The sequence below is a fragment of the Microbacterium sp. NPDC096154 genome (genome assembly GCF_040302945.1).
Classification (GTDB): domain Bacteria; phylum Actinomycetota; class Actinomycetes; order Actinomycetales; family Microbacteriaceae; genus Microbacterium.
Map to the genome: position 1 here is coordinate 104081 of NZ_JBEOSM010000009.1, position 17025 is coordinate 121105.

15 protein-coding genes and 1 tRNA gene are annotated in these 17025 nt (G+C 71.9%); 13 read left to right on the forward strand and 3 right to left on the reverse strand.

What is annotated here, in order from left to right; translation table 11 throughout:
* The first annotated feature begins 185 nt into the window (after positions 1-185).
* The 7 genes from ABTW64_RS13030 to ABTW64_RS13060 all read left to right on the forward strand — a co-directional run bounded on the left by ABTW64_RS13030 (position 186) and on the right by ABTW64_RS13060 (position 9005).
* Positions 186-3083, forward strand: a complete 2898-nt coding sequence (locus tag ABTW64_RS13030) for a hypothetical protein (protein ID WP_350623078.1) — start codon at positions 186-188, stop codon at positions 3081-3083.
* A 24-nt stretch (positions 3084-3107) separates the two neighbouring features.
* A complete protein-coding gene (locus ABTW64_RS13035) occupies positions 3108-3785 on the forward strand; it encodes an alternate-type signal peptide domain-containing protein (RefSeq protein ID WP_350623080.1) in 678 nt (225 codons plus the stop codon).
* Positions 3782-4711, forward strand: a complete 930-nt coding sequence (locus ABTW64_RS13040; RefSeq protein ID WP_350623082.1) for a hypothetical protein — start codon at positions 3782-3784, stop codon at positions 4709-4711. Before ABTW64_RS13035 ends, ABTW64_RS13040 begins: the two co-directional genes overlap by 4 nt.
* 476 nt (positions 4712-5187) lie before the next feature.
* Positions 5188-6000, forward strand: coding sequence for an alternate-type signal peptide domain-containing protein (locus ABTW64_RS13045; protein ID WP_350623084.1), 813 nt, complete (start codon positions 5188-5190; stop codon positions 5998-6000).
* A 109-nt stretch (positions 6001-6109) separates the two neighbouring features.
* Positions 6110-7000 (forward strand): signal peptidase I, encoded by an 891-nt coding sequence (locus ABTW64_RS13050; protein ID WP_350623086.1) that lies wholly within the window; start codon positions 6110-6112, stop codon positions 6998-7000.
* Entirely contained in the window at positions 6997-8055 is a 1059-nt protein-coding gene (locus ABTW64_RS13055; RefSeq protein WP_350623088.1) for a hypothetical protein, read from the forward strand. Before ABTW64_RS13050 ends, ABTW64_RS13055 begins: the two co-directional genes overlap by 4 nt.
* A 149-nt stretch (positions 8056-8204) precedes the next feature.
* Complete coding sequence (locus ABTW64_RS13060) at positions 8205-9005, forward strand: sulfite exporter TauE/SafE family protein (protein WP_350623090.1); 801 nt, start codon at positions 8205-8207, stop codon at positions 9003-9005.
* Between the two features lie 82 nt (positions 9006-9087).
* Here the strand turns inward: ABTW64_RS13060 and ABTW64_RS13065 are convergent, their stop codons facing one another.
* On the reverse strand, positions 9088-9573 hold the full coding sequence (locus ABTW64_RS13065) for an FBP domain-containing protein (protein WP_350623092.1): 486 nt from the start codon (positions 9571-9573) through the stop codon (positions 9088-9090).
* Between the two features lie 241 nt (positions 9574-9814).
* On the opposite strand from ABTW64_RS13065, the gene ABTW64_RS13070 reads away from it, so the two are divergent.
* Genes ABTW64_RS13070 through ABTW64_RS13080 form a run of 3 tightly spaced genes read left to right on the forward strand, consistent with a single transcriptional unit; the run spans position 9815 to position 11810 of the window.
* A complete protein-coding gene (locus ABTW64_RS13070) occupies positions 9815-10261 on the forward strand; it encodes an FAS1-like dehydratase domain-containing protein (RefSeq protein ID WP_350623094.1) in 447 nt (148 codons plus the stop codon).
* A complete protein-coding gene (locus ABTW64_RS13075) occupies positions 10258-10671 on the forward strand; it encodes a MaoC/PaaZ C-terminal domain-containing protein (RefSeq protein WP_350623096.1) in 414 nt (137 codons plus the stop codon). The genes ABTW64_RS13070 and ABTW64_RS13075 overlap by 4 nt, the downstream gene beginning before the upstream one ends.
* Entirely contained in the window at positions 10671-11810 is a 1140-nt protein-coding gene (locus tag ABTW64_RS13080) for a UDP-N-acetylmuramate dehydrogenase (protein WP_350623098.1), read from the forward strand. Before ABTW64_RS13075 ends, ABTW64_RS13080 begins: the two co-directional genes overlap by 1 nt.
* On the opposite strand, the gene ABTW64_RS13085 is transcribed toward ABTW64_RS13080, so the two are convergent.
* Positions 11807-13300 (reverse strand): MATE family efflux transporter, encoded by a 1494-nt coding sequence (locus ABTW64_RS13085; RefSeq protein ID WP_350623100.1) that lies wholly within the window; start codon positions 13298-13300, stop codon positions 11807-11809. The two genes, ABTW64_RS13080 and ABTW64_RS13085, sit on opposite strands and share 4 nt — an antisense overlap.
* A gap of 241 nt (positions 13301-13541) precedes the next feature.
* Positions 13542-14744, reverse strand: coding sequence for a pyridoxal phosphate-dependent aminotransferase (locus tag ABTW64_RS13090; RefSeq protein ID WP_350623102.1), 1203 nt, complete (start codon positions 14742-14744; stop codon positions 13542-13544).
* Positions 14745-14977: 233 nt separating this feature from the next.
* Here ABTW64_RS13090 and ABTW64_RS13095 point away from each other — a divergent pair, with 233 nt between their 5' ends.
* From ABTW64_RS13095 to secE, 3 genes are all read left to right on the forward strand, one after another.
* Positions 14978-16441 (forward strand): NAD-dependent succinate-semialdehyde dehydrogenase, encoded by a 1464-nt coding sequence (locus ABTW64_RS13095; protein WP_350623104.1) that lies wholly within the window; start codon positions 14978-14980, stop codon positions 16439-16441.
* Between the two features lie 213 nt (positions 16442-16654).
* Positions 16655-16727 (forward strand) — tRNA-Trp (locus tag ABTW64_RS13100).
* Between the two features lie 35 nt (positions 16728-16762).
* A complete protein-coding gene (gene secE, locus ABTW64_RS13105) occupies positions 16763-17023 on the forward strand; it encodes a preprotein translocase subunit SecE (RefSeq protein ID WP_350623106.1) in 261 nt (86 codons plus the stop codon).
* Positions 17024-17025: the final 2 nt, after the last annotated feature.

The following is a 17025-nucleotide window of genomic DNA, read 5'->3' on the forward strand; positions in this document are numbered from 1 at the left end:
CGCCGCCACTCAGCGGCGGCGTGCGCCACATGTCCCGGGCCGCGCGACTACTCACGCCGTCGCGGTGCGCCACTCTCGCCCCCGACCTCTCCGGATGTGCACGCTCGCGGGCGTTGTGATGGGTACCGGCCCCGAACGGGTCGAGAACCGGAACGCCCTGCGCCCGCGGGGCAGGGAGCACGCACATGGATATCCGCCACCTCTTCCGCGACCGCATCGGCCGCCGAGTCGCGACCGCCGCGGTCGCCGCGACGGCACTCGTCGGGGCGATCCTGGTGCCCGTGGTCGTGGCGAGCTCGGCGTCGGCCGTCACCGACCTCGTGGTGGACTCGCCGGCGTGGGGCGGTTCCGACGCCGACCCGGGAGACGGCATCTGTGCGACCGTCGAGCTGCTGGGGCTCGGCGGACACTGCACCCTGCGCGCCGCGATCGAGGAGTCGAACGCGCTGAACCGCCCGGCGGGCGAGGTCGCGATCACCGTCTCCGAGGAGCTCGGCACGACCTCGATGGTCGGCATCACGGGCGTCGAGCTCTACCGGATGCTCGGTTCCGCGGTGTCCGACGAGGACACGGGGGCCATCTTCAACGTGACGGCCCCCGTGACGATCGATCTCGGACATCGCCTCTTCGTCGACGCGAGCTACGACGACGCTCCCGAGTCAGCGGCCTTTTATCTCAACGGTCCCGACATCCAGCTGCTCAACGCCGACCGCGTGCTCGGCGCGGGCGGCTCGTCGATCGTCGTGGGCCCCGACGCGCGCGACGTGGTGATCGACGGCGGCGGCGCCGTGGTCGACACCGACGAGGGCTACTACCCGGAGCGGTTCATGGTCATCCGTGAGGGCGTGCGTGGCCTCACCGTCCGCGGCTACGACGTCCGGGGCTTCTACGACTCGGCGACATCGGGCGGCATCTTCACCTTCAACTCGCGTTCGCCGTACACCGCGCGCGAGGACATCGTGATCGAGGATGTCTCGGTCGTGCATGCGGCATCCGGCACGACGTGCACGGCGAGCGACGGCACCGGATGTCGCGCGCGCCTGACGAACTTCTGGCCGTTCAACGGCAACAACGTCACCGATGGGCTCGCCTTCCGAGGCCTCGAGGTGCGCAACATGACGGGCCAGCGCGGCTTCGCCTTCGCCAGCACGCAGGACTGGACGGGCGCCACGTCGGTGCGCGTCTCGGATCTGCAGATCGCGGACAGCACGTTCGCGAACAACCAGGGCGCGGGCACGGGCGAGGCGAACCCCTTCATCATGCTGCCCCTGGGCGGGCGGCTGACCGGAGAGACCCGCATCAGTCGCAATGTGTTCTCGCGTGCCGCGAGCGGTCAGACCTACGCGATCTACTACGCGCGAGGCGGCGCCCTGGGCGACCAGGCGATGGCGAACAGCACCACGGCGTCGCAGACGTACATCGAGGACAACCACTTCGACGGGTACACCGACAACACCATCCGGCTGTTCCAGGTCGGGGTGGTGACGGTCAAGGGCAACACCTTCGGCACCCGCACGGGCTCGCAGGCGCGGCCGGCCGTCGCCGAGGAGTACAGCGACTCCGGCGTCATGCTCGACAACTACTCGGGCATCGTGAACTACAACGCCAACCAGAACATCCGCACCTGGGCCCCGAGCTCCGCCGCCTCGGTCCCGCAGGGGCCGGTTCCGGCCGGCGCGCTGCGCGTGGAGCCGGCGCAGGCCGGGATGCCGATGTGCACGGCCACGGTGGAGGTGCAGAGGATCACCGCCACGGACAGCACCTCGAAGGCACCAGGAGAGCCGGTGACGCTGGACGTGTTCTGGACCGCCGACGACACCGCCGAGATCCTCCTCGGCAGCGTGACGGGGGTCACCGGAACCGCCGCGACGCTCGCCCTGCCCCTGCCGGTGGGCCCTGTCGCGCTGCCCGACGGCACCGCGCAGGCGGTCGACCCGAGCAGCGGCGACGTGAGCGGTCGCATCCGGCTGCAGACGCAGGTCGAGGGCCTCGCCCAGCTCGAGTCGTCGCAGTACTCGCGCCTCGTGGACGTCACGGGCGACTGCCGGCCCGCCGTGGCCCTCAACCAGGCGACGACCCAGAACGACGCGACTCTCGCTCGCGACCTGCACTTCACACTCACGAGCTCGATGCCGCTCGACCCGGCCAGCGTCACGGCCGACGACTTCGTGGTCGCCGCGACGGCCACGCCCGACACGATCGACGCCGCGCGCCTGAACCCGCGGGTCGGGGCGGTGACCGAGGTGGCCGGCAGCGGCGGCATGGAGTGGGACGTGGTCGTCCGGGTCGACGACTCCGCGACCGTGACCGTCGAGCTGCCCGCCGACGCGGTGATCGCGCTCAGCGGGCTCGGCAACGAGACCTCGGCCGCGCACACCGACAACGCGGTGACCTTCGTGAACCCGCTCGTGGCCGTGCCGGGCGTCATGGACGTCATCGCGGGCGAGCGGTACGGCGAGACCTTCGCCCTCGGCACCCGGAGCGGCGCTCCGGTGCCCGACGCCGATCTCATCTTCACGGCCACGGTGAGCCAGCCCGACGGGACGCCTGCTGTCAGCCTGTCGGAGACGAGCCCGGTGATCGCGTCGGGCGGCGCGAAGACCGGCGAGGTGACCGTCACCGCGGCCGCCGGCGCGGTCGCGGCCGGCACCGAGGCGACCGTGTCCTTCGCGGTCTCCTCGGACGACGCGGACTACGACGGTCTGGTGGCTCCGCGGGTGCACGTGATGCTGTACGCGACGGACCCGGCCATCCGCATCACCAAGACGGCATACGTCGACGTGGCGGACCCGTCCAGCCCGGAGTCGATCGAGGCGACGGGCACGCTGGCTCCGACCGGCTCGCGCCTCACCGATCGGCAGGCGGTGTGCTTCGTCTACACCGTGACGAACGCGTCGCAGGACGACTGGGCCACCCGCCTCACCGACATCACGGTCGCCGACTCCGACGAGCGCCTCGGCGAGAACGGCGTGATCGCGACGATCCCTCAGCTCGCCCAGGGCGAGACCACCAAGGTGTCAGCCTGCACCGTCCTCGTCCCCGGGGACACCACTCAGTCCCGCACGATCCCCGACGCTGAGTAGGCGCCGCGGAGATACGACGGGGGTATGACCATGGACATCACGACGACGGGCCCCGGGGCGTCCGGGCGGCGACGGAGCACAGCCTTCGCGGCGCTCGCCGCGGCCAGCGCGACGGCACTCGTCGCCGGTGCGGTCACGCTCGCGCTGTGGAGCGCATCCGTTCCTCTCGCGGGCGGGTCGGTGCACGCCGGCGACCTGCAGTTCTCGGTCGGGACCCCCACGTGGCGGCAGACCACACCCGGCGTGTCCGACCCCGCCTCCGGCGCGCTCGAGACCACCCCGGCGGACTACCTGTCCGTGCCGGGCGACGAGGTCGAGATCCGCATCCCGGTGACCACGACGCTGGTGGGCGAGAACCTCGAAGCCGGCCTCAGCGTGCGCTTCGACGACACGTCGTCGGTGGCGGAGGGCGACATCCGGGCCTCGTTCCATGTCGAAGACGCCGATGGGCTGCAGGTCGCGCCCGCCGTGGGAGACGCGGCGCTCGGCGCCGTCGCCTCGCCGCCGGAGCTCACTGGCTCCGATGCCGGCGAGACCGACGAATGGACGATCGTGGTCACGGTCGAAGTGGCCGGTGACTACGTCTGGGTCGACCCGACGGCAGAGCCCGAGAGCGCGCGCCCGGAGTGGACGGCGGGCGACCTCGCGGTGCGGCTCGATCAGCTGCGCGGCGGCTCCGCGGGGCCCGGGGGAGGCGCATGATGCGCTGCGTCTCGAGGGTCGCGGCCGCGAGCGTCGTCGCGGGTCTGTTGGCATGCGGGGTCGTCAGCGCGGCCCACGCGCTGTGGTCGGCCGCCGACGCCGAGCCGACGGCGCCGGTCGCGATGGGACGCGTGGCGTTCGGTGCGAACCCGGCCGCCGACCCCGAGGCGGCGGTCTACACGCCCGACGGCGGCCCGGTCGAGGTGAGGATCCCCGGCGCGACGATCGCCGAGGTGCTGGGCCACACCGGCATCGCACCCGATCCGGTGATCTGGCGCTTCCAGGCGCGCGGCTACGCAGAGGGCATCACGGGCCTGGCGTTCGACGTCGCGGCCGCCCGGCAGGTCGCGGCCGACGGCACGACGATTGCTCTCGACGACGGCTACGCCGCTGAGCGCACGGTGCTGCGGTACTCGACCATGAGGGTCTACCCCGCGGCTGCGGGCGGCGACTGCTCGGCGGTGCCCGCCCTCCCCGCCGATGCCGGAGGGCGCAACGTGCTGGTGTACGACGGCGCGGGCCACGTGCTCCAGGCGCCCGGCGCCTACGGCGGCGAGACCGTGCAGGACTGGTGCGTCGCGATCGGCTACAACGCGCCTCCCGACGGCCTGTACCGCAACACCGCCTCGGCCGTCGGTACGGGCGACGACGGCCGTCAGGCGAGCGCCCTGTCGGAGTGGATCACCGCGGTCGGGTACCCGCCCACGCTGGACTCGGTGGGGGAGTACGCGAACGCGGCGGAGACATCCGGCACCGCCGTCGACGGCACATCCGTCTCGGATGCGGCGCGGTGGGCGGCCGTGCTGTACCCCGACGCGTCGGGAGAGCCCGATGTCATCCTGACGCTCGACCCCGTCGTGACCTCGCTGCGCCCCGACGTGGCGCCGGGCGATCACTTCGGCCTCGAGAGCGCGGCGGCCGACTAGTCCCGCTGCCCGCCGCGCTGCCGAACCTCCGGTTGCGGCGCCGCGGCGCCGCGGCGCCCAGGGTGCGGCCCGGTGTGCGCGTCGCCGGGCCGCATCCGTCTGTGCCGCGCGTGAGCATGCGTCTGCGCTGCACTTCAGCAGCCCGGCGCGCCCCGCCGCGGACCCCTGTGCGCCTGTGCGCTTGTACGCCTGTACGCCTGTACGCCTGTACGCCTGTGCGCCTCTCGCGGCTGCGGGCGCGGCCGGCACTCACGTCCCGGGCCTCGGCACCCCTCCACGCCCAGTTGCCTACTCACCCGCGGTCCCGCGGCCTACGCACGTGCCGTGAACCCCCCGGTGTGCGGTGGGTCGGGCGGTTGGCTTGATCCGTCGGGTCCGAACGGAGCCTCGCGGCCCCCGCGGATCCCCGCAGACCACCCGCTCACGCGGGCGACCACACGGATCGGCCCACGAGGGCATGAAAGGAAGAAGAGGAAATGGACACCAACGGCGCCACCGTCATCGTCACGGAGGAGCGCAAGCGTCGTCGCGGCCTGATCTGGGTCGGGCTCGGTGCGGTCGCACTGCTCTCGGGCGGCTCGACCTTCGCGCTGTGGAGCGCGAACGATGCGTTCTCCGGCGGCGACGTCACCGCCGGCGACCTCGACCTGGCGCAGACCGCGGACACCGCCTTCTACGATGTCTCGACCGATCGCGTCGACGAGGGCGACACCATCCCGGGCACCGACGGCACGCAGCCCGGCCACACGATCGACAGCGCGACGTGGCGGGCGGTTCCCGGAGACAAGGTCGCCGCGGCCTTCTCGGCAGACGTCACGCTCGAGGGTGACAACCTCGTCGGCAAGCTGTCGATCGCGGGGTTCGACGCGATGACCGACGGCAACGCCTCCATGGCCTGGACGTACGAGGTCTACAACCAGGACACGCTGCTCGTGACCGAGACGGCGCTGCCCGCCGACGGCACGCTGCTGTACCTGTCCGCCCCGCAGGCCGGGCAGGCCGCGGGCGCCGAGGACGGCATCGCGAAGGCGCCCACCGCGGGCAGTGAGGCCGCGGCGACGGTGTACACGATGGGCGCGGTCACGGAGGACGTGACGGTCGTCGTGTACGGCACGTTCGACGCCGCCGCCGGCGAGGCCGGCAAGGCCACGGTCGGGGCCGACGGCACCTACGCGGATCAGACCGCCGCCGCCACGGGCACCCGTGAGGACGCCCAGACCGTCGACACCCTGGCTGCCATGAAGCTGCAGTTGGACCAGGTGCGCGACACGGGCGCTCAGTTCGACTGAGACCCCCGCAGGCGCCGCGGCGTCGGGACCCCCTCCCGGCGCCGCGGCTGGCGTCTCACCCCTCCCTCGGGATCCGCCGGGATCCTGCCCGAACCCTCTCGGAGATCCGATGTCCCCCCGAGCTCGCCGGCTCAGCGGAACGCAGCGTCGTGACGACGTCCGCCGCGCCCGTCCGGTCGTCTGGCACGACTCGCCGTGGCGCATCGCCGGGCACGCGGCGGCGGTCGCGATCGGCGCGGCGCTGCTGGTGCTGGTCGTCGCGATCTTCGTCGTGCCGCGGCTGATGGGCGGTACGAGCATCACCGTCCTCACCGGCTCGATGGAGCCGGGCCTGCAACCGGGAGACGTCGTGGTCACCCGGGGCATCGACGTCGCCGATGTCTGCGCCGACGTCGCGATCGGTGACATCGTCACCTACCTTCCGAAGCCCGACGACCCCACTCTCATCACGCACCGCGTCGTCGGCAAGACCATCGGCACGTTCACGGATGCGACGGGTGCGGACGACGGCACCGGGTGCCGCCTCATCACGCAGGGCGACGCGAACAGCGCCGTCGACGAGCCCGTCTCGCCTGTGCAGGTGCGTGGCGTGTTCCTGTACGGCGTGCCGAAGCTCGGCTGGATCCGCAACTGGGTCGCCGACAACCAGACCGCGGTCGTGATCGGCGTGCTGGCCATGATCGGCCTGCTCGTGCTGTGGGACAGCATCCGCCCCGCCCGCACCCGCGTCATCACGACCGCCGCACCCGCCGCCGCAACGCAGTCCCGCCCGGAGCCGCAGATGGCGGATGTCGCGAGCGATCGCGACTACGAGCTGCGGGTGCGAGAGCTCGCGATCCGCGAGCGCGAGGTCGCGGTGCGCGAGACCGAGCTGGCGATGCTGCTCGGCGTTCCCTCTGGCGCCGTGGCGCCGAGCGGCATCGCGTGCCCTTCCGAGATCGCGTCCCCTTCCAAGACCGCGGCGACCGGCCGTGCCGACCGCGATGAGGTGCTCTCGTGAGCGCCGTCTCGGCGGGCGGAACGACGTACGTCGTGCGCGGCGGCGGCCCGGGCCTGTCGCGTGCGGGCCGCGCGATCGCGGGGCTCATGGCGCTCATCCTGCTGCTCATCGCGGCGCTCGTCGTCATGAGCGCGGCCGGCGCGACCGTGCTCGGCCGTGCGGCCGACCCGACCGTGCCGGGTTCGATCGGCGCCGACGCCGAGGCGGTGGACGGCGGCCGGTACTCGGTCGCGCCGGGGACCGGCGACACGGGGCAGGAGCCGGCGCTCGAGGATGCGATCGCCGCGCGCTGGGACGGCCCCACGACGCACCTCGACTGGCGGGGCAGCGGCTACGCGACGGCCGAGGCCGGCTTCGTGGCCGAGAGGATCGCCTCGCCCGGCGACCGCGTGCACCGCACGCTGACCGTCGGCAACGCCGGTCCGGCCGACGCGGTGATGGCCATCTCGCTGGCGCTCGCGCAGCAGCTGCCCGCGACGTCCGAGAACCCCGACCTCGCCCAGCGCGTCGAGCTGTTCTGGGACGCCGCGGGCGTCGCGGGGAGCGCGAGCTTCGCCGACCTGCTGCGGCGCGACGGCGGTCGCCCCGTCGTCGCGGAGGTGCGCGTGCCGCGCGGGGCGGAGGTCGACATCACGGTGGGCTTCGCCGTTCCCGCCGAAGTGGAGACCGAGCGCGCGTCGGGCGGCGGTGAGACCCTGCTGTCGTTCGACGTGCTCGTGCGGATGCACGGCGATGTCGACGCGCCCGCCGCCGGGCCGGATGACTCTGGGCCCCTCGCTCGCACCGGCGTGTCGGCGGTGGTGCTCGCGACACTCGCCGTGCTGGGGCTGCTCGTCGTGCTGGTCGGTCTGCGGCTTGTGTGCCGTCGTGGTCGCCGGTGCGACGCGTGCGGCGCCCGCATCCGGCGCGACGAGCCCTGGGTGGTGCTGCACCGGCGCGACGGGGCGCGCCAGGTGCTCTGTCTCGAGTGCTCGCCGGCGAGCGCTCGCGCGGCGGCTTTGGAACCCGCCGTCACGACGACGGCGTCGGGGGACGCCGTCCGGGCCGCGATCTGAAGCGGCCTGTCCGCGGCCGCGCGAACGGGGAGGGAACGCGGATGCGGGGCACACGTCCTGGCGGCGCGCTCGGGGGAGGAAGCGCCGCCAGGACGTCGTGCCGCCCGACGAGAGCCGCGGCATCCCCCGGCCGCGATAGCGTGGACCCGATGATCGACGCGCTGCGCTCTCGCGGTCCCCGGGCCATCGTCACGTTCGCGGCGATCGGCCTTCTGTCCGGCTTCCTCTCGGGGCTGTTCGGTGTGGGCGGGGGCACGGTGATCGTGCCGCTGCTCGTGATGCTCGCGGCGTTCGGGCAGAAGCTCGCGTCGGGCACCTCGTCGGCGGCGATCATCCCCACCGCAGCGGTCGGTGTGATCTCGTACGCCGTGCACGGCGACGTCGACTGGCTCGCGGCGCTGCTGCTGGCCGCCGGAGCGGTCGTGGGCGCGCAGATCGGCACGCGCCTGCTGCACCGGCTGTCGGAGCCGTTCCTACGCTGGTTCTTCGTAGGCTTCCTCGTGGTGGTGATGATCAGCCTGTTCGTGATCATCCCCTCGCGCGACGCCGAGCTCGAGATCCATTTCTGGTCGGGCGCCGCCCTGGTGCTCACGGGCCTGATCACGGGCATCCTGTCGGGCCTGATCGGCGTGGGCGGCGGCATCGTCGTGGTGCCCGTGCTGATCCTGCTGTTCGGCGCGAGCGACCTCGTGGCCAAGGGCACGTCGCTGCTGATGATGATCCCCACCACCATGTCGGGCACGATCGGCAACATCCGGCACAAGAACGTCGACCTTGTCGCCGGGCTGGGGATCGGCATCGCCGCGTGCGTGACCACGCCGCTCGGCGCGATTGTCGCCAACGCGGTCGACCCTCAGGTCGCGAACATCCTGTTCGTGGTCTTCCTTGTGGTCATCACGGTGCAGATGACGCAGCGCGCGATCCGGGCCAGCCGCAAGCCGAAGGCCTGATCCCGGGCGCGAGCGGGCACGAAACGCCGCAGGGGCGGCACCGCATACGGCGTTTCGTGACCGCCGGGCCTCAGGTGCCGCCTCAGGCGCCGAGTTCGCGCGCGAAGGCGCGCACGTGCTCGCCCAGGCGGCGGATGCGCTCGTCGCGGGCCGCCTCGCGGTCGTAGCCCTCGTACGCCAGCGGCGGCAGCTTGCGCACCGCGGCCGAGCAGCCGAAGTTCGCGCAGATCAGGGTGCCGAGCGTGTCGCCCTTGCGGCCTGCCGGGCCGGCCTTGCGCGCCGCGAAGAACTGCACGTCGTTGGCGAGTGTCACGTCGTCGCACCACGAGCACTGCGCGCGGGCCGAGGTGCGCTGCTCGGCCTGCTGCAGCAGCATGCCGACCGGTCGGCCGTCGAGCTCGACGACCACGTAGGCGCGGCGTGGGAACTTCGGGTCCGACCAGCCCAGGTAGTCGAGCCGGTCCCAGTCGAGGTCGGCGAAGCCCGGGGGCAGCTGGAGCTCAGAGACCTCGCGCCGGCTCGCGTTGATGAAGGATGCGCGGATGTCGCGCTCGGAGAGGGGAAGCATGGATGTCCTCGGTGAGATGAGCGGATGAGACCCGCCGGGCACGGCGGGAGAGGCCCGCGCCGGCAGAGCGCGGCACGGGAGAAGGCGCGTCAGCCTCTGCCGGCGCGAGAAGCGCCGACGACCTCCTCCGCCCCGAGGGGCACCCGCTGATCCATGCCGACATTCTACGCGCCGACGCCAAGCCCCTCGGTGGCTGCGCCCCAGACGAGCCGGCAGACGACCCCGCCGATAGGATCGAGTGGTGCCTGTGAACCCTGATCTGCTCGGCCGCGAGTTCCCGCCGACGCCGCCGTACCTGGTCGGCCGCGAGAAGGTGCGCGAGTTCGCGCGCGCCGTGTTCGCCGAGGCTCCGCAGCACCACGACCCCGAGGCCGCGCGGGCTCTCGGGTACGGCGACGTCGTGGCACCCCCCACCTTCGCGATGGTCATCCAGGACATGACGCTGCAGCAGCTGCTCGCCCAGCCCGACTCGGGCATCGCGCTCGAGCGCACGCTGCATGCCAAGCAGAGCTTCCGGTGGACGCGGCCGATCGTCGCCGGCGACGAGCTGACGGGCCGGATGAGCATCACCGGCCTGCGCGCGATGGGCTCGGGCGCGATGGTCACGAGCGAGACCGAGATCGTCGACGCGGCGGGCGCGCATGTGGTCACCGCAACGTCGGTGCTGCTGATCGGAGGCGACGAATGAGCGACCTGACCGCCATCCAGGTGGGCGACGTGGTGGCCGAGCGCACCGTGCACCTGACGCGCGAATCGCTCGTGCGCTACGCGGGGGCATCCGGCGACTTCAACCCCATCCACTACCGCGATGACGTGGCGGCGCGTGTGGGGCTCGAGGGCGTGCTCGCGCACGGCATGCTCACGATGGGTCTCGCCGTGGCGACGATCGGCGAGTGGCTCGGCGACCCGGGGCGCATCCTCGACTACGGCGTGAACTTCAGCAAGCCGGTCGTGGTCGATCCCGAAGCCGGCGCCGATGTGGACGTGACCGCGAAGGTGGGCCAGGTCGGCGACGGCGCCGCGCGCATCGACCTGACGGTCACGTTCGCCGACACCGCGGTGCTCGGCAAGGCGCAGGTGCGGATCCGGACGGCCTGATGAGCGAGGTCACGCCGATCCCGCTGAGCGAGCTGACGACCCTGCGAGTCGGCGCCGCGCCCGATCGCATGGTCGACGCGCGCACGCGCGACGAGCTGGTCGACGCGCTGCGCGAGGTCTGGGCTGCGGGCGACGAGCCGTGGTTCGTGCTCGGCGGCGGGTCGAACCTGCTGCCGGGCGACGAGCCGTTCCCGGGCACGGTCATCCGGATCCTCACGTCGGGCTTCGAGGAGGTGCCGGGCGCGCGCGACGGGTTCGTGCGCATCCGGGTCGAGGCCGGGCAGAACTGGGACGAGCTCGTCGCGTGGAGCGTGTCCCAGGGGCTCTCCGGCATCGAGGCCATGTCCGGCATCCCGGGCACCGTGGGCGCCGCCCCTATCCAGAACGTGGGCGCGTACGGCCAGGAGATCGTTCAGACCCTGGTCGAGGTCGAGCTGATCGATGAGGAGACGGGCGACGTCTCCACCGTGCCCGCGAGCGAGCTGGGCCTCGGGCCCCGCACGTCTGTGCTCAAGCAGCACTACGGGTCGGTGCCGCAGCGCTCGGCCGTGGTGCTGTCGCTCACGCTCGAGCTGGCGCGCGTGGGACACGAGCCGCGGCCGGTCGCCGACGCGCGCCTGCGCGCGGCGCTCGCGCTGGGGCCGGAGGCCGAGGTGTCGGTCGCGTGGATCCGTGAGACCGTGCTGTCGATCCGCGCCGGCAAGGGCATGGTGCTGAACGACGCCGACCATGACACGCACAGCGCCGGATCGTTCTTCAACAACCCGATCGTGACCGACGCGGTCGCGAGCACGCTGCCGGCCGAGTGCCCGCGCTGGCCCATGACGCCCGCGGTCGACGCCGTGTCGGTCATCCCGCTGGACCAGTGGGATGGCTCGGTGCCGCCGCCTTCGGCCGCCCCGACCCTGGTCAAGGTCAGCGCCGCGTGGCTGATCGAGAACTCGGGGCTCCCCAAGGGCTTCGGCCTGCCGCGGTCGCGCGCCACGCTGTCGACCAAGCACACCCTCGCGCTGACCAACCGCGGCGGAGCGTCTGCCGGCGAGATCGCGCAGCTCGCGCGCTTCGTGCAGAGCCGTGTCGCGGCCGAGTTCGGCATCGTGCTGATGCCTGAGCCCGTGCTGATCGGCGTCGAGCTCTAGGCGAGCGGCCGGCCGCCGCGCCGCCGCATGCGCGTGCGGATGCGGGCGGGTTTCACCACGGCGACCGGGGTCGTCATGACGCCGTCGACGACCATCGACCCGTCGGTCGGGCCGATGATCGGGATCGCCGTCGTGGGGGTGACCTCGATCGGGTCCACCTTCATGCCGCCGAGCCTGCGGTACTCGCGCACGTAGGCCGGCACCAGCAGCGCCACCGCGCCGAGCCACGCCAAAGGGTTGCTCAGCGCCACGCCGATGAAGCCCATCGCACCGCCCAGGACGATCGCCGCGCCCGCGCGCATGACGAGCTCGATGATGCCCGTGACGGTCGGGATCAGCGTGTGCCCGAGGCCCTGCAGAGCGCCGCGGATGACGAACAGCACCCCGAGCAGCGCGTAGGCCACGCCGTTCACGATCAGCATGCCGTGGGCGAGCTCGACGACCGCGTCCGAGCCGTCGCCGATGAAGACGCGGACGATCGGGGCGCCCAGCAGCACCATGAAGGCGCCGAGTAGCGCCGACGCGACGAGCGCCAGCCAGGTCGCGTGCACCACACCGCGCCGGATGCGGTCGGGTCGGCGTGCTCCGAGGTTCTGCGCGGCGTACATCGACACCGCGAGCCCGAGGGATTGGAGGAACGCGATGGCGAGGCTGTCGACGCGTGAGGCCGTGGTGTAGGCCGCGACCGCCTCGGTGCCGAGCGTGTTCAGCGCCACCTGCACGGTGATCGTGCCGATCGCGATGATCGACGCCTGGAATCCCATCGGCAGGCCCAGGCGCAGGTGCTCGCGCAGCTCGTCGCGCGCGCCCCGCCAGTCGTCGCGCGTCACGTGCAGCACCGGCAGCCGCCGCCGCACGTACTCGAGGCACATCAGCACCGACAGGCTCTGCGCCAGCACCGTGGCGAAGGCGGCGCCGGCGACGCCCCAGCCGAAGCCCCCGACGAAGGCGAGGACCAGCACGATGTTCAGGGCGCAGGAGATGGTGAGGAAGATCAGGGGAGTGCGCGAGTCTCCGATCGCGCGGATGATCGCCGACAGGTAGTTGAAGAACATCATGGCGCCGGCGCCGAGGAAGCTGATGCGGGTGAAGACCGCGGCTTCGGCCATCAGCTCGTCGGGCGTCTGCATGAGCGCGAGCGCGGGGGCCGCGATCAGCGGCGCGCACACGGTGATGACGATCGTCACCACGGCGGTGAGGATCGTTCCCGCGGCGACGGATCGTCGCACCGCCGCGTGGTCCCGGGCCCCGAATGCCTGGGCGGTCGGGATGGCGAAACCGCTCGTGAGGCCCCACGCGAACCCGAGCAGCAGGAACAGCAGGCTGCCCGTCGCGCCGACCGCCGCGAGCGAGTCGACGCCGAGGTAGCGGCCGACCACGATCGTGTCGGCGATCTGGTACACCTGCTGCACGACATTGCCGAGCAGCAGCGGCACGGAGAACGCCAGGATGACGCGCCACGGCGTCCCGGTGATGAGCGATCGAGCCATGGCTTCCTCAGGGGCGGGGGAGTGAGCGAGGGGAGGAGGGGGAGAGCGAGCACCGACCGAGACGTCCCGGTCCAGCGCGATGCGCGCGAAGCGCTCTTCACGAATTCCCGGCGCTCTTCACGAATGCCCGAGAATCGGCGCCCGAGAAGCGGCGACCGAACGCGTGGGAGCGGGCGCGGAGCGCGCTGAGGGATTGCGTGCGGAGCGGGCTAACGCGTGCGGGTCGCCCGTGGAGCGCGCCTCAAGACGAGAACAGCTTCTGCAGGCGCTGCACGCCCTCGAGCAGGGCGTCGTCGCCGAGGGCGTACGACAGGCGCAGGTATCCGCTCGGGCCGAAGGCCTCGCCCGGCACGACCGCCACCTCGGCCTCGTCGAGGATGAGGTCGGCCAGTTCCAGGGTGGTCGTCGGGGTGCGCCCCGCCCACTCGCGGCCCAGCAGCCCACGGACATCCGGATAGGCGTAGAACGCCCCGAGCGGGTTCGGCACCTCGACGCCGGGGATCTTCGCCAGCTCCGACACGATCAGGGTGCGTCGGCGGTCGAACGCCAGGCGCATCTGCTCGGCCTCGGCCTGCGAGCCGGTCAGAGCCGCGAGAGCCGCGCGCTGCGCGACGTTGTTGACGTTGCTCGAGAGATGCGACTGCAGGTTGGCCGCGAGCTTGATCGCGTCGGCGGGGCCCACCATCCAGCCCACGCGCCATCCGGTCATGGCGTAGGTCTTCGCGACGCCGTTGAGCAGCAGCGTCTGCTGCGCCAGCTCGGGCACGGCCTCGACGATCGACACCGCGCGGGCGCCCTCGTAGACGAGGTTCTGGTAGATCTCGTCGCTGATCACCCAGATGCCGTGCGCGAGGGCCCACTCGCCGATCGCGCGGGTCTCCTCGGGGGTGTAGACCGAGCCGGTGGGGTTGGACGGCGACACGAAGACGAGCACGGTGGTGCGCTCGGTGCGGGCGGCCTCGAGCTGCTCGACCGTCACCTTGTAGTCCTGGTCGGCGCCCGCGAACACCTCCACGGGCACGCCGTCCGCGAGGCGGATGGCCTCGGGGTAGGTGGTCCAGTACGGCGCGGGCAGCAGCACCTCGTCGCCGGGGTTCACGACGGCCTGGAACGCCTGGTAGACGGCCTGCTTGCCGCCGTTTGTGACGACCACCTGCGACGCCGCGACCTCGAGCCCGGAGTCGCGCAGCGTCTTGGCGGCGATCGCCTCGCGCAGCGCGGGCAGGCCGGCCGCCGGGGTGTAGCGGAAGTTCGCCGGATCGCGCAGCGCCTCTGCGGCGGCGTCGACCACGAACTGCGGCGTCGCGAAGTCGGGCTCGCCGGCCGCGTACGAGATCACGTCCTTGCCCTCGGCCTTGAGGGCCTTGGCCTTGGCGTCCACCTTGAGGGTGGCGGACTCGGCGATGGCGGAGAGCTTGCGGGAGAGCGGTGCGCGGTCGGTCACACGCACGAGCGTAGTGTCCGTCTCGCCGCGCTGCGACCGCGTGTCAGCCCGCGGGGTCCGAGAATCGCCACTATGTGCAGCCGCACATGCTCGCCTGACGATGATGGATCACAGCTCACATACACGGGGCATGGGTGGGGCGTAATCTCGCGGATGTAGGGAGGGGCCGTCGCCGTCGAAGTCGACGAGCGCGACAGCGGCCCGCCCACCCCGATCCGAACCGGAGGACAACCGTGAACGAACGCGAGAAGGCGCTGCTGGCCGAGGTGGAGACCCGCCTGTTCATCGGCGGCGATTGGGTGGAGTCGTCGTCGGGCAAGACGTTCGACGTGCGCGACCCCGCCACGAACGACGTCATCGCCCAGGTCGCCGACGCGACGGCCGAGGACGGCATCAAGGCGCTCGACGCCGCGGTCGCGGTGCAGGAGGAGTGGGCGAACACCCCGCCGCGCGTGCGCAGCGACATCCTGCGCCGCGCGTTCGACCTGGTGCGCGAGCGCGCCGACGACGTGGCCCTGCTGATGACCATCGAGATGGGCAAGCCGCTGTCCGAGGCCAAGGGCGAGGTGACGTACGGCAACGAGTTCAACCGCTGGTTCAGCGAGGAGGCCGTGCGCATCGCCGGCCGCTACGGCTCGAACCCCGAGGGCACCGGACGCATCATCGTGTCGCAGCGCCCCGTGGGCCCGTCGTTCTTCATCACGCCGTGGAACTTCCCGTTCGCGATGGCCACGCGCAAGATCGCTCCGGCGCTGGCCGCGGGCTGCACCGTGGTCATCAAGCCCCCGCAGCTGACGCCGCTGACCACGCTGTTCTTCACGCAGCTCCTGGTCGAGGCCGGCCTGCCCAAGGGCGTCGTCAACGTCATCACGTCGGCCTCGTCGAGCCGCGTGTCGGCCCCGATCATCGCCGACCCCCGCCTGCGCAAGCTGTCGTTCACGGGGTCGACCGAGGTGGGGCGCAAGCTCATCGCGCAGGCCGCCGAGGGCGTGCTGCGCGTGTCGATGGAGCTGGGCGGCAACGCGCCGTTCGTCGTGTTCGAGGACGCCGACCTCGACAAGGCCGTCACGGGCGCCATGCAGGCCAAGTTCCGCAACATCGGCCAGGCGTGCACCGCGGCGAACCGCTTCATCGTGCACGAGTCGGTCGCCGAGGAGTTCGCGAACCGGATCACCGAGCGCGTCAAGCAGATGAAGATCGGCCGCGGCACGGAGGAGGGCGTCGAGATCGGCCCGCTCATCGACGGCGACGCGGTCGACAAGGCCGCAGAGCTGGTCGCCGACGCCACGCAGCGCGGCGCGACGCTCGTCACGGGCGGCGAGAAGCTCGACGGCCCCGGCACGTTCTACCAGCCCACCGTCGTCACCGGCGTGCAGCCGGGCAGCGCCATCCTGCGCGAGGAGATCTTCGGGCCCGTGCTGGCGATCGCCACGTTCTCGACGGAGGACGAGGCCGTGGCCCTGGCCAACGACACCGAGTACGGCCTGGTCTCGTACGTCTTCACGGAGGACCTGCAGCGCGGCCACCGGATGATCGAGCGTCTCGAGACCGGCATGATGGGCCTCAACGCGGGCGTGGTCTCGAACGCGGCGGCGCCCTTCGGCGGCGTCAAGCAGTCGGGCGTCGGCCGCGAGGGCGGCTTCGAGGGCATCCACGAGTACCTCTCGACGAAGTACACGTTCCTGCCCAACGCGTGAGCCGTATCGGTCGCTGAGGCGGCGCCGCGGGGTTCGCCCCGCGGCGCCGCTTCGTCGTGGCCCCGGTGCCGCCACGCGCGGGCCGGGCCCCGGTTCGCGGGCTCTCAGGGCATGCCGTATGCTTGTTCGTGCAGTTGTCGTCTGCATTCTTTCGCCGTGCCCTGGTTCGGATTCGGTGGAGAAGCGGATGATCCCGGGATCCGACGGATCCTTAGGGCGGTAGCTCAATTGGCAGAGCAGCGGTCTCCAAAACCGCAGGTTGCAGGTTCGATTCCTGTCCGCCCTGCGCGTCAGCGTCAGCTGACTCACGAAAGGCAGCCAATGGTCCAGGACGCAGCTCACGGCGAGACCGCCGCGGCAGGCACGACCGGCGAGAAGAAGCCCGGCTTCTTCGCGCGGATCGTGATCTTCTTCCGCCAGGTCATCGCCGAGCTCCGCAAGGTGGTCACGCCCACCCGTTCGGAGCTGCTGAAGTTCACCCTGGTCGTGCTGGGCTTCGTGATCGTCATGATGGGCCTGGTCTACGGTCTCGACTACGTCTTCTCGTGGGTCGCGACGGTCGTCTTCGGAGTCCCCGCCTGACC